The 12,873-nt window shown below is 41.8% G+C and carries 9 protein-coding genes; 5 read left to right on the top strand and 4 right to left on the bottom strand.

Annotated elements, in window-relative coordinates:
* Window positions 1–58 precede the first annotated feature (58 nt).
* Window positions 59–745: an arylesterase gene (locus DSM08_RS06420; RefSeq protein ID WP_149525382.1), complete on the bottom strand. Its 687-nt coding sequence runs from the start codon at window positions 743–745 to the stop codon at window positions 59–61.
* A gap of 50 nt (window positions 746–795) precedes the next feature.
* Between DSM08_RS06420 and DSM08_RS06425 the strand changes: the two genes are divergently transcribed.
* The 4 genes from DSM08_RS06425 (at window position 796) to DSM08_RS06440 (ending at window position 6,523) form a co-directional block, all read left to right on the top strand.
* The gene (locus DSM08_RS06425; RefSeq protein ID WP_246172493.1) at window positions 796–1,455 is read left to right on the top strand and encodes an ABC transporter ATP-binding protein; all 660 of its coding nucleotides are present in this window, start codon (window positions 796–798) and stop codon (window positions 1,453–1,455) included.
* Window positions 1,452–3,983 carry an ABC transporter permease gene (locus DSM08_RS06430; RefSeq protein ID WP_149525384.1) on the top strand — a complete coding sequence of 844 codons (2,532 nt, stop codon included), beginning with the start codon at window positions 1,452–1,454 and terminating at the stop codon, window positions 3,981–3,983. Before DSM08_RS06425 ends, DSM08_RS06430 begins: the two co-directional genes overlap by 4 nt.
* Before the next feature lie 148 nt (window positions 3,984–4,131).
* A complete protein-coding gene (locus DSM08_RS06435) occupies window positions 4,132–6,261 on the top strand; it encodes a catalase (RefSeq protein ID WP_149525385.1) in 2,130 nt (709 codons plus the stop codon).
* Window positions 6,262–6,337: 76 nt separating this feature from the next.
* Entirely contained in the window at window positions 6,338–6,523 is a 186-nt protein-coding gene (locus DSM08_RS06440; protein WP_149525386.1) for a CsbD family protein, read from the top strand.
* 111 nt (window positions 6,524–6,634) lie between these two features.
* On the opposite strand, the gene DSM08_RS06445 is transcribed toward DSM08_RS06440, so the two are convergent.
* Genes DSM08_RS06445 through DSM08_RS06455 form a run of 3 tightly spaced genes read right to left on the bottom strand, consistent with a single transcriptional unit; the run spans window position 6,635 to window position 10,969 of the window.
* Window positions 6,635–7,273: a response regulator transcription factor gene (locus tag DSM08_RS06445; protein WP_149525387.1), complete on the bottom strand. Its 639-nt coding sequence runs from the start codon at window positions 7,271–7,273 to the stop codon at window positions 6,635–6,637.
* The gene (locus DSM08_RS06450; protein WP_149525388.1) at window positions 7,270–9,531 is read right to left on the bottom strand and encodes a sensor histidine kinase; all 2,262 of its coding nucleotides are present in this window, start codon (window positions 9,529–9,531) and stop codon (window positions 7,270–7,272) included. Before DSM08_RS06450 ends, DSM08_RS06445 begins: the two co-directional genes overlap by 4 nt.
* 52 nt (window positions 9,532–9,583) lie before the next feature.
* Entirely contained in the window at window positions 9,584–10,969 is a 1,386-nt protein-coding gene (locus DSM08_RS06455; protein WP_187773992.1) for a WG repeat-containing protein, read from the bottom strand.
* A 105-nt stretch (window positions 10,970–11,074) separates the two neighbouring features.
* Here DSM08_RS06455 and DSM08_RS06460 point away from each other — a divergent pair, with 105 nt between their 5' ends.
* Entirely contained in the window at window positions 11,075–12,721 is a 1,647-nt protein-coding gene (locus tag DSM08_RS06460; RefSeq protein WP_149525390.1) for a sulfatase family protein, read from the top strand.
* Window positions 12,722–12,873: the final 152 nt, after the last annotated feature.

Raw genomic sequence — 12,873 nt, forward strand, 5'->3', positions numbered from 1 at the left:
ATACCTCGAACCAATAGCGATGGTGAACCGTACGCGCTCGCAATCGCTGCATGCAGAATTACAGGATGCCTTTTAAATGCTTCCAAACATTCTCAGCTAGGATAAGCTGTCCCTCCTTGGTCGGATGCACTGCGTCTTGTTGATTGAGCTTCGTAATTCCAGCAACATTATCTAGTAGAAAAGGAACCAAGGTCATGTTCTTTTCTTGAGCCAATGCTGGAAAGATTGCTTCGAACTCTTTGAAATAAGCTTCGCCCATACTCGGCGGAACTTTCATCCCCGCCAATACCAATTTACAATTGGGATAAGCTTTGATAACCTTATCGACTATTTCCCCCAAATTCTTCTTCGTGGCCTCAGGTTTAATTCCTCTCAGTCCGTCATTTGCTCCTAACTCCAGCACAAAAACGTCGATAGGTTCTTTCAGTAACCAATCAATACGATCTTTTCCTCCAGCGCTTGTCTCACCGCTTAAACCGGCATTAATGCAGGTATAGTTTAATCCTAATGAGTCGATCTTCTGTTGAATCAATGCAGGAAATGCCTCAGTTTGATTCTCTAAACCTAAGCCTGCAGTTAAACTATTACCAAAGAAAACAATATTCTGCTTTTTCTCAGTGGGTGTCGCTTCTCGGACTACAGTATCCTGTTGTTGTTCAGTCGCTTGTTGCGTTTGGGGATTATTGCAAGCCGTAAGTAAAATTATGGCTGATAATGTCGAAAAAGTCGTTTTGATATAGTTCATGGAACTAAATTAACCAAAAAAAGATATACTTTTAGTGATATATGTCTACTATGATTTTAGAATTACAGCATGTTTTCAAAAACTACAGCTTAGAAGGGAAGGATATTCCAGTTTTAAAAGATATTAATATTCAAGTGGAAGAAGGGGCGACGGTAGCCATCGTAGGCCCGTCGGGGAGTGGTAAATCCACCTTGCTGGGCCTATGTGCTGGTCTTGACCAGGCTTCCGAAGGCTCCATTCGCTTGAATGGTATCGAATTAACCGGGTTAAGCGAAGACAAGCTGGCACAGATACGTAATGAACATGTGGGATTCGTATTCCAGAACTTCCAACTATTGCCGACGTTGACAGCTTTGGAAAATGTTATGGTTCCGATGGAGCTGAAGGGGATTCGCAATAATCAAGCAGTCGCTATGGAGCTGCTGGAACGTGTTGGTCTTGCTGCAAGAGCCAATCATTATCCCTCGCAGCTTTCCGGAGGTGAACAGCAACGCGTATCGCTTGCTCGCGCTTTTGCGAACAAACCCAAGATTCTATTTGCCGACGAACCAACTGGAAACCTGGATGCGGCGACAAGCCAAATTATTGAAGGGATGCTTTTTGAACTCAATAGGGCTTCCGGTACGACCCTTATTATAGTCACCCACGACCTTGAATTAGCTGCAAAGACACAACAGGTTATTCCCATTAAAGGAGGGCAGATTCAATGAATTGGCGATGGATCTTCTTAATGGCATGGCGAGATAGTCGAAAGAACAGATCTCGATTATTTCTATTTATATCATCTATTATCTTAGGTATTGCCTCCTTGGTTTCCATGAATTCGTTCAATCGAAACCTGAAAGTTGATATTGATAATCAGGCGGCAGAGTTGATTGGTGCTGATTTAGCTTTGGAGAGCAATCGCAAACCTACAGCGGAGACCTTAGCCTTTATTGATTCGCTTAAAGATCTCAGCTTAGGATTCGCTAAAGAGGAGCGCTTCATGTCGATGCTACGTATTCCAAAGGCAAATGCTTCCCGATTTGTTCAGGTCAGGGCGTTGGAAGGGCCATATCCATTTTACGGTGCTGTAGAAACTCATCCGGATCACGTTTTTAAAGAATTTGGAAAGAATGAAGGGCTCTACATCGACAACTCGCTGTTTTTACAATATGAATCTTCTCTAGGAGATACAGTACAGTTAGGGACTAAAAGCTATCCTATTTTGGGAAGCATGACGTCTCAACCCGGTCAGAGTGCCTTTTCGGGCGCAATGGCTCCGAGTCTGTTCGTCCCTTTGGAACAGTTGAAAGATGCGGGACTACAGCAGCAAGGTAGCCGCATTGAATATCATTTCTATTTTAAACTACCTAAAAATTTTGCTGTCGATAAGAAGATAGCGGATTGGAAAGACAAACTCAGTACGCTTCAGCTTCGGAGTTCGACCATTGCGACGACGAAAGAAAACACCGGACGGTCATTTGCTGATATGGCCAGTTTTATGGAGTTGGTTGGCTTTGTTGCGCTGTTGTTGGGCTGCATTGGAGTTTCTTCTGCGGTGCAGATCTACGTTCGGGAAAAGTTGATGTCGGTTGCTATCCTCCGTTGCTTAGGAACGACCGCAAAACAAGCATTCTTTATCTTTCTGATTCAATTTGCTGCTATAGGATTGATCGGAGGAGTTATCGGCGCTGTGCTCGGTACGGCAATACAGTATGCCATCCCTTTTGTGATGCAGGATGTGCTTCCTGTTCAGTTGACTACACAAATCGTATGGCCTGCTATTTTTGAAGGGATTATCATCGGTTTAGTGATCGCGGTATTATTTGCTTTATTGCCATTACTTTCCGTCCGGCATATATCTCCGCTGAATTCCTTGCGCGTCCAAGATGATGATGAGGGGCTTTTTAAGGACCCGTTAAAGGGATGGATCTATCTTTTGATTGCTGGCTTCATTGTTATGTTCGCCAGGATACAAATGGAGAATTGGACACAGACCCTATTATTTAGCCTAGGGATATCCTTGACTTTCTTTTTACTCTATGGAGTAGCGAAAGGTTTTACCTGGCTTATACGCAAGTTTTTCCCTTCTAAATGGCCATATCTTTGGCGCCAGGGACTTTCCAATCTTTGGCGACCGACCAATCAAACAGTTATTTTGATCGTCTCTATTGGCTTAGGAACCACGTTAATTTCAACCCTATATTTCGTTCAGGATATTCTGCTGAAGCGCATTTCTGTCTCTGCGGAGCAAAATGAGGCAAATATGCTGATGTTTGATATTCAACCATCTCAACGGGACTCCCTTCAAAATATGGCGACGGCTGCGGGCTATCCAATAGTAGAAAGTGTGCCGATCGTAACAATGTTCATGGAAGAGGTAAATGGCACCTCCTTGAAAGACGTGTTGAAAGATACCACCATTGAGATTTCTAATCGTGCATTTCGCGGAGAGATACGGGCGACCTACCGAGATAGCCTTTCTGCATCTGAGAAGGTAACAGCGGGGAAGTGGGTAGGACAGGTGGCCGCTGGTGATACGGCTTCGGTATCTTTAGATGAACGCTACGCTGAAGGAATTGGTGTAAAAGTCGGAGACATCTTAACGATGAATGTCCAAGGAATGCGTTTGCCTGCTAAAGTGAGCAGCTTGCGGCAAGTAGATTGGAACCGCTTTCAGTCAAATTTCCGTATGGTCTTTGCCAAAGGAAGTATCGATGATGCCCCTCAATTTTATCTCATGATGACCAAGGTGTCGGGAGAACGGGAGGCGAGCCAGTTTCAACAAAAAGTAGTCAATCAGTTTCCGAATGTCTCGGTAATCGATATGAATGCGATCCTAGTTATTCTTAACAACATTCTAGAAAAAATCGGTTTCATTATTCAATTTATCGGAGGATTCAGTATTCTTACCGGAATCGTCGTATTGATCTCTTCGGTGCGGATCAGTAAGTACCAGCGTATTCGTGAGAATGTGTTATTACGTACGATAGGAGCGAGTCGAAAACAAATATTCCTTATTACCATTAGCGAATACATGTTTCTCGGCCTATTAGCGGCAATTACTGGTCTGTTCATCTCGCTGATAGCAAGTAATATCCTCGCTATCTTTGTCTTCGAAAGCGCATTTGTTCCAAATATCGGCTTTGTATTGCTGCTCATCCTTTTGGTCAGTGCAATGACAGTCATAATCGGACTGTTAAACAGCCTTTCGGTTTTGCGAAAATCGCCACTGGAAGTATTGAGAACGTCGTAGAATTAAGAAGCGCAATTAAAGCCTCAAATCTAGTCTCTATATATGTCGATGAGGTTATATAGAGGCTAGATTTTTTTATTTCCCAAGAACCTTTTTCATGATGGATTGTTGTTACAACGTATTAATAAAACACTCAATCCTCTTAACTATGAAAAAACAGAATAAGCCAAATCCTAAGACTGTTCAGATTGATGCTCATGTTGTTGATAATCAAAATCGGACCATGACAACCAATGATGGGGTTCCTATTCATGATAATAATAATACGTTAAAAGCTGGAGAACGCGGTCCATCTCTATTGGAAGATTTTATCTATCAGGATAAGCTAGCCCATTTTGATCGCGAGCGTATTCCTGAGCGCGTGGTTCACGCGCGTGGATCCGGAGCACATGGTGTTTTTGAAGCTACGGCGGATATGAGCAAGTACACAAGAGCCAAGTTCCTACAAAAAGGAACTGTGACGCCCTTGTTTACTCGATTTTCTACGGTAGCGGGCTTTAAAGGATCTACCGATCTAGCACGCGATGTACGTGGCTTCTCCGTAAAATTCTATACCGAAGAGGGGAATTACGATCTTGTCGGAAACAATATCCCGGTCTTCTTTATTCAGGATGCTATGCAGTTTCCAGACGTCGTACATGCGGTGAAACCAGAACCAGACAAAGAAATTCCGCAAGCCGCTTCGGCACACGATACCTTTTGGGATTTTATCTCTTTGATGCCCGAATCAGCGCATATGTCGTTGTGGGTTATGTCCGACCGTGCTATCCCTCGTTCTTTAAGAATGATGGAGGGTTTTGGTGTCCATACGTTCAAATTCATCAACGACCAAGGTAAGGCGACTTTCGTTAAGTTCCATTGGAAACCTAAATTGGGCGTTCATCAGGTAGCTTGGCAAGAAGCGCAAAAGATATCTGGATACGATGCTGATTTTCACCGTCGTGATTTATGGGAAGCCATCGATAATGGAGACTTTCCGCAATGGGATTTAGGCGTGCAGTTGATTCCGGAAGAAGATGAGATGAAATACTCTTTTGATATTCTTGACCCTACTAAAATAATACCGGAAGAGCTTGTGCCTGTTCAAATTATAGGAACAATGACCCTGAACAGAAACCCGGAAAACTTCTTTGCGGAAACTGAGCAGATCGCATTCGACCCAGGCCGTTTAGTACCTGGTATAGACTTCAGTAACGACCCGCTATTGCAGGGTAGAGTGTTCTCTTATGCCGATACACAGAACTATCGCCTTGGTGGGCCGAATTTCCATGAACTTCCGATTAATAGACCCGTTAATGGGAAATATAACAACCAAAAAGATGGCTTCCATAGAACCGACGTTCTGAAAGGCAATGTCAGCTATTTTCCAAACAGTTTAGGTGGAGGATGTCCATATCATGCGATGCTGAAAGGTGAAAAAGGTTTTGAATCGCATGCTGAAAAAATAGATGCGAAGAAGATCCGCGGACGTTCTAGTTCATTTGCTGATCATTTTACACAAGCTCGCTTATTCTTCAATTCACAATCTGAAGCCGAGCAACAACATATTATCAGCGCTTTTAGCTTTGAATTATCCAAGGTCAATTCGGTTGCCGTGCGTAGGCGCGAATTGGCAATTTTAAATCAAATCGATAAGAAATTAGCAAATGGCGTTGGTAAAAACCTAGGGATTGAGCCTCCTCAGCAATTGGATGAATTGACCTTGCAGTTTGCACGTCAAAATCATCCAAACTACCCAATTAAACCGAATAAACCCGAAATTGAGAAATCGCCAGCGTTAAGCATGGAGACTAAAGCAGGAGAGGGTAGTATTGAAACACGAAAAGTGGCGTTCCTCGTCGCTGACGGCGTGAGCAAGAAATCAGTCGACAAAATGAGAAAAGCACTGAAAGCAGAGAAAGCACAAGCAGTTTTGATATCGACAAAAGTAGGCGCGCTGAAGTATAAAGAAGGAGATACGGAAGAAGTTCAGCATTCTTACTTAACCGACGCTTCCGTATGCTTTGATGCCTTCTATACGCCAGAGGGAGACTCGATAGAAGTTTTAAAATCGGAACCCGACTATATTCAATTTATTAACGAGGGATACAGACATTGCAAAGCCTTGGCATTTGCAAAAGGTGCGGAGTCTTTGATTGATCTCAGTTATATTAAAATGAAGGGCTTGGACAAAGGTGTCGTGCTTGAATCGGCTAACGATTTAACAGGCGATTTCATCGAAGTCATGAAGGGTCATCGTATTTGGGAAAGAGAAGCCGATAGAAAAATACCAGTTTAAAAAAAAGCAAACTATTTTGTTTTTGAGTTGTTCTCTATATAAATCACATTAATAAACATTAAAAAGGAGAAAAAGTATGAACAAGTTAACATGGAAAGGCCGTTGGAACGAAATCAAAGGAAAAGTGAAGCAACAATACGCAGATCTTACTGATGATGATCTACTTTATGCAGAAGGAAAAGAAGACGAGTTATTAGGAAAACTTCAAAAGAAAACAGGGAAGACTAAAGAAGAAGTTGAATCTTGGTTAGATGAAATGTAATCAATTTGACTTCTGAGTAGTCAGATATTGAAAAGCGGAAATTCGGATGAAAACGAATAGAAGTTTTTTTAAAAAGAGAAGGGTTGTTCAATTTGGACAACCCTTCTTGATTTATGACTTTACCTCCAAAATAAGCCCATATTCATAAGCCATTTTAATGGCCGAACTCAAATTTGAGGCCTTGAATTTCTCAATCAAATTCTTTCGATGGCTTTCAACCGTATGGTGGCTGATGAATAGTTTTTCGGCAATCTGAATTGTTGTTAATCCCATTGCTGCTTCTATTAATATCTCCTTCTCGCGGCGGGTCAGTTTCGGGACGCTCTTCAGTTCGCTCTGATTTTTTTTATCAACGATGCTCTTGGTTTGAGAACACATGAAGCGCTTACCATGCAAGATATGCTGAATTCCTGTCAGAATCTCATCAATAGAGGAGTTCTTTTGAATATACCCTTCCGCGCCCTCTTCAAAGGCTGAGTTGATAACTGCATATTCATTATGCACACTAATAATGATGATGTGCATGCTAGGATAACTCGCACGCAGTGGACGAATAAGTTCTAAGCTATTGGTGTCAGAAAGGTTGATGTCCAATAAGAGAATATCAATCTTTTCATACTTTAGTGCCGCTTGTAGTGCCTCAGCACTAGGGAAGCATCCGACAACCGTTAGATCCTCTTCCTTGGATAGTATATTTCGTAGACCCTCTAATAATAAAGGGTGGTCATCCGCGATCGCAATGTTTATCATACGTTTTGAGATTTGGGAAACTGAAACTCAATGCTCGTTCCTTGATTAATTTCCGAGTTAATTTGGACTGATCCTTTTAAGAATTCTACTCTCGATTGGATATTATGCAGTCCGGCAGACTGATTGTTTTTTAATGTTTTAAAGTCGAATCCTGCGCCATCATCTTCTACCGTAATCTGATAGCTGTTCTCTTCTTCCACTACCTGTATCAAGATTTGTGCTGGCTTGGCATGCTTAATCGCATTATTTACCAATTCCTGGATAATTCGATACACGATAAGTTGTTTATCGATCGGAAGCTGCTTATCGTAGTGCAGAAACTGCACATCCACGTCTAATGTGTCGGTTGACATGCGAGTAGCATAGTCTGATAACGCTTCTTCCAATCCATACTTTTGCAACAGATCTGGCATCAAATTATGGGCAACACGGCGTAACTCATCCACAGCTAAATCCAAGTGCCCCATCGTCTTGTCCATGGTTTCCTTGTTGTTTTCTGTAATGCGGTCGTTTAATTGCGATAAATGAAGCTTCGTGCCTGAAAGTAACCCACCTAAACCATCGTGCAGGTCGCGAGCTAATCTGCCTCTTTCCAATTCTTGCCCATGCAGCATGGCGGTCAGCGTTGATATTTTTGAATGCTGACGCTCCTGTTCTAACGCTAATTGATGCAGCGCATCATTCTGTTTCATATGCTTGGAACGCTGTTGATAAGCATATAACAAGACCAAGAACAATAAAAATATAGTCGCAAACGAAAGAATGAAATAAGTGTTTACTTTTTCCCTGAAATTGATTTCCTGCTGATAATTGCTGATCTCCGCGGCTATGTTTTGTGCCTCGAGTTTCGACATCCGCAGTTCCTGATTCTGTTTCTCAGTTTCCAGTTTCGCTAATTCCAATTCTTTCGATTGGTTATCTTGAATAAGCTTCATGTTTTCCAGATCTTGCTTCTGTTGAATACCAAGAGCTGCCATTAAACTCAATTGCTGTTCTTTCTTTTCCGATTCCAAGCGTAAATTCTGCACTTGTTGCTCTTGCCGACCCTTCTCAAACTGCGCTTCCAGTCGCTTCCCTAAATTCAATTGCTCCTGATCGTAAACCCGCTTGAATATTTCGATATACCGCTTATAATAGTTTACCGCCTCATCAAATTTCTTTTCCTTCTCACTAATATTCGAAAGACTTTCATAGATGCTCATCAAAACGTTCTGATCCTGATTGCTTGAGTTGTTGATCTCGGAAAGCGATGCCAATAGATATTCCTTGGCTAAGGCAGGGTTGTTCTCCTGCATCGCCATTTCCGCCATAATACCATATGCCGATGATACATGATTATGTTCATTGCTTTCTTGCCCATGCTGCTTCGCTAATTCGGCATATTTCTTTGCTTTCGCGCGATACGAGGCCGGATATGACCGCAAATAAAGATGTGCTAAGTTGCTGGAAACAAAGGATAAATTAGAGGAAAAAGGAATTTCAGCTTTATTATTCTGATAGGTTTCTAATGCCTGTAGATAGTATTTTTCTGCTAGATCCCGATGCTTCAAATCTGCTTCATCTCTTAAAAACTGCTGCTCATGTAAGTATCCTAAAGACATATACCCATCAAATATGGAAGACGGATCCTTTTGCTTTATCGCCAAGTCTAAGGATAACTTAGAGTACTTATCCTGCAATTCAGTTTCATTCCAGTTGGAATATATTGCCGTTAATTCCTTATAGATGGACGATTTCCGGCCTAACAAAGTATTCGAATGCGGCGCTCTATCTAAATATTCTAGCGCTGTGACAAAACTACGCACCGCTTCAGCTTCCTTCAACTGTCGCGATTGAATCCAACCCTGCCCATACATCACGTAGCCTTTGGTTTCGTTGTCCAGCGTTCGAGCCATGTTGCTCCTAGCTTTGGAGATTTGGATATTCGCCTGCGCCGGGTTCTCTGCAATCTGAAAATTAATAGCCAATACGGTCTGCAGATAAGCAACATATTTAGCCTCTTTAAGTTTCGATGCCGAGGCAATATTATCATGCAAAAGTTTAAATGCTTCGTCCACCTGATCATTAAAAAACATAGCCTGCGCATATTTGCCGGTCAATAAATATCGCTCGGCGCTATTCGCTGCACTTTTCTGATATTGCGACGCTAAACTGCTAAGCAGATCTTGCGCCATCACAGACTTCCCCAAGGAAAGCATGACAGATAAAATGATTATCCGAGGAACGTATTTAGTAAATATGGCGTAATATCTCAACATGAACCGTTAACAGCATTTATTCTTGGGCGAAGATAAGTCTTTCTTTTTTGAGTTAGTTTTCCTCCACGCGCTCGCCTCTCATATTAATGATATATTGGTCTTCACCATCGGGATCTTCTGCAACAATAGCTTCGCCGCTCGCGAAGGTACCGGCCGCCGTATATTTGATCGGGATCACAACTTCCCCCAATGGATTGATGAAACCAAACTTTGCACCTTGCTGCACGGTAATCAATGGCGAATCTTGCGATAGCGAGATATAGTCGTAGCCCTCTTTGACCAATTTATTCGTTTTTAAATTGTATAGCGCCATTATTCCCTCGTGGTAAACAACGAAATTCGTCTTATTTAGTTCAGTAATCATTTCGTATTCAAAAGGAATAACGATTTTACCATTTACATCGATGATTCCCCAAAGATCGTCCTTAGAAACTGCGGCTTTTCCATCGATCATCGTTGCAATTTGATCATATTCCGGCTTCACTAATATTTTTCCCTCCTTATTCAATAAACCTACTTTTCCATCTTCACTAAAAAGATACGCTTCCGAATTATAATCCACCGCTACATATTCGTATTTCAATGGAACAACAGGCTTTCCGTTGATGTCGATTAAACCAAACTTGTTATCTGGATCGGATGCGATAGCAACGTCATCCCGATAATAATCAATAAATGTGAATTCCAAACCAGTGATATGTTGGTCATCATGGTCTGCCAAACCATATAGCGTGCCCTCATCATTTGAATAGATAAAACGGTTGTCCGCCACTTGCATGCCTGTCAAACTACCGATTGAATCTACCTCATTCGCTTCTTCTTCATCTAATTCTAATAGGGTATAGTCTTTCGGAACTTCAAATTCCGATTGCTTTACATCAACCTTCGAAACCTTCGTGACGACAAATCCATTTCCTGCACTCGTAAATTCCAATACCGCGCCTGGAATTAATGATAGCATTTCAAATTCGCCCCAATAGATTGATGGGATAGCTTCGGTATACCAAAAGTCAATAATACTTGCCTCAACACCTTCTGCGAAAGACTCAATACGCAGCTGAGCTAATTTACAATCATAACCTGCAATTTTTTTGGTCTTCCCCTCGACAAAGTCAAAACTCATGCCTTCAACCGCGTCCATCGTTGTACCGCCAGTGCTAACCTCAACAAATTGTTTCTCTTCTGGGAATAGGATAGAACCCTTGTTCGACTCTTTGTTTATTAAATAAATTGGGCTTTCCAAAGTGCTTGGAGATACTTTGATCAGTTTGTCATTAACATAGACTGTTTGAAAGGCTTCTATCTCGGCCATCTCGGCATCGCTCGGCATTTCAGAAGCAACAAATCGGTAGTCTAATTTGAAAAATTTTTGCATCTGAGCATAAGTAGACCCTAGCGAAAATACACTTAGGGATAGGGAAAGAAATAATGATTTCATAGTTCGCATTTATCTAAAACAAAGTTGCCAAATTCTTCTAGATTTCCATATCCCTGATTATGGCTAATTTGCTACCTTCGTTTAAATAAACCCAATCCGCTAGCTATGAAAAGATACGTTTCCTTCCTATTTTCTGCTCTAAGTTTACTGTCTTTCAGCGCCATGCAGATCTATGCACAGGAGAAGAAACCTAATATCATCTTTATTTTTTCTGACGATCATGCCTATCAGGCAATCGGTGCTTATGGTAATAAGCACGTGAAAACGCCAAACATTGACCGGATAGCGAAAGAGGGTGGCTTATTTGAAAATTTTCTGGTCACCAATTCCATCTGCGGCCCCTCGCGCGCAAATCTGCTTACCGGAAAGTACAGCCATAAAAATGGATACTTAGCCAATGAAGGTAAATTTGATATGGACCAAACGCTGTTCAGCCGGTTGATGAAACAAGGTGATTATCAAACCGCTTGGATAGGGAAGTGGCATTTAGGTTCATTGCCAGGCGATGCATTCGATGATTGGAAAATTTTGCCCGGTCAAGGATATTATTACAATCCCGATTTCATTGATTCGAAGAACGATACAGCGCGATATGAGGGTTATGTGACGGATATCATAACCGAGTTTGCAACTGATTGGATGGATAAACGAGATAAGGACAAGCCTTTCTTTTTGGTTGTGGGTGAGAAGGCTACCCATCGCGAATGGTTACCGTCAATTGAAGATTTAGGCATTTATGATGATGTCGAGTTTCCTCTGCCGGAAACATTTTATGATTCTTATGAAGGTAGAAAAGCAGCCGCCGATCAGGACATGACCATCGAAAAAAGCATGCGCATTTCAGACGATCTAAAAGTACATGCGAAGTTTGGACTGTCGGATGAACAGGCAGCGGCAAAGCGCAAAAGAATAACACAGCGGCGCTATGGCGATAAGGTATTGAACGATCGCGAGAAGCAGGCCGTAGAACGCTTGGTCTATCAGGGTATGTACGAACGCCTGAATAAAGAGCAAGCTGCCAAGGTACAAGCTTATTATGATGAAATTGCAAAAGATTATGATGCAAAGAAATTAACGGGCAACGCATTGACCGAATGGAAATATCAACGTTACCTAAAAGATTATCTGGCAACCGCCAATTCGCTGGATCGCAATATCGGAAAGCTGCTGGCCTATTTGGATCAGCATGGGTTAGCAGAGAATACCATTGTCATTTATGGCTCCGATCAAGGATTCTACCTCGGTGAGCACGGCTGGTTCGACAAACGTTTCATTTATCAGGAATCCTTGAAGACACCTTTCGTCATCCGCTATCCCAAGGTCATTAAGCCAGGCACGAAATTCAAACAGCATGTGTTAAATATAGATTGGGCGCCAACCTTATTGGAAATTGCCGGAGTTTCCGTATCTTCGGATATACAAGGAACATCTTTCCTTGATCTATTGAAAGTGAACGGAAAGAACGTAGTGACGCGCGAAGCTAGCTACTATCATTATTATGAATTTCCACAACCGCACCATGTGTCTCCGCATTTTGGGATAACCACAGAACGCTATAAACTGGTTCGTTTTTATAAAGGACAAGAAGCTTGGGAGCTTTACGATCTGAAGAAAGACCCAAAAGAGCTGAATAATTTATACGGGCAGAAGAAATACGAAAAGACAATACAGCACTTAAAAAACACATTAAAAGATTTAATAATACAATACGATGATCAAGATGCTGCAAAGATTTTAAATCAAGCAGATTAAAAATACTCACCAACCAAATCAATTAACCTCGAATCCACGAACTAGTGTCGTGGATTTCTTTCTGCCTCCTATTTTGCGCCGTCCGTGTCCTTCTGTTCTTCAGAAAGTATATTCTTTTAATGACGATTAAGATCGATTATCACTGTTCCTGT

This window comes from Sphingobacterium hotanense (genome assembly GCF_008274825.1).
GTDB lineage: Bacteria > Bacteroidota > Bacteroidia > Sphingobacteriales > Sphingobacteriaceae > Sphingobacterium > Sphingobacterium hotanense.

Excerpts from the sequence above, each read along its gene's own strand:
- DSM08_RS06450 (WP_149525388.1), bottom strand. The coding sequence starts at position 9,531 with ATGTTGAGATATTACGCCATATTTACTAAATACGTTCCTCGGATAATC.
- DSM08_RS06460 (WP_149525390.1), top strand. The coding sequence starts at position 11,075 with ATGAAAAGATACGTTTCCTTCCTATTTTCTGCTCTAAGTTTACTGTCT.
- DSM08_RS06455 (WP_187773992.1), bottom strand. The coding sequence starts at position 10,969 with ATGAAATCATTATTTCTTTCCCTATCCCTAAGTGTATTTTCGCTAGGG.
- DSM08_RS06435 (WP_149525385.1), top strand. The coding sequence starts at position 4,132 with ATGAAAAAACAGAATAAGCCAAATCCTAAGACTGTTCAGATTGATGCT.
- DSM08_RS06425 (WP_246172493.1), top strand. The coding sequence starts at position 796 with ATGATTTTAGAATTACAGCATGTTTTCAAAAACTACAGCTTAGAAGGG.
- DSM08_RS06430 (WP_149525384.1), top strand. The coding sequence starts at position 1,452 with ATGAATTGGCGATGGATCTTCTTAATGGCATGGCGAGATAGTCGAAAG.
- DSM08_RS06440 (WP_149525386.1), top strand. The coding sequence starts at position 6,338 with ATGAACAAGTTAACATGGAAAGGCCGTTGGAACGAAATCAAAGGAAAA.
- DSM08_RS06420 (WP_149525382.1), bottom strand. The coding sequence starts at position 745 with ATGAACTATATCAAAACGACTTTTTCGACATTATCAGCCATAATTTTA.
- DSM08_RS06445 (WP_149525387.1), bottom strand. The coding sequence starts at position 7,273 with ATGATAAACATTGCGATCGCGGATGACCACCCTTTATTATTAGAGGGT.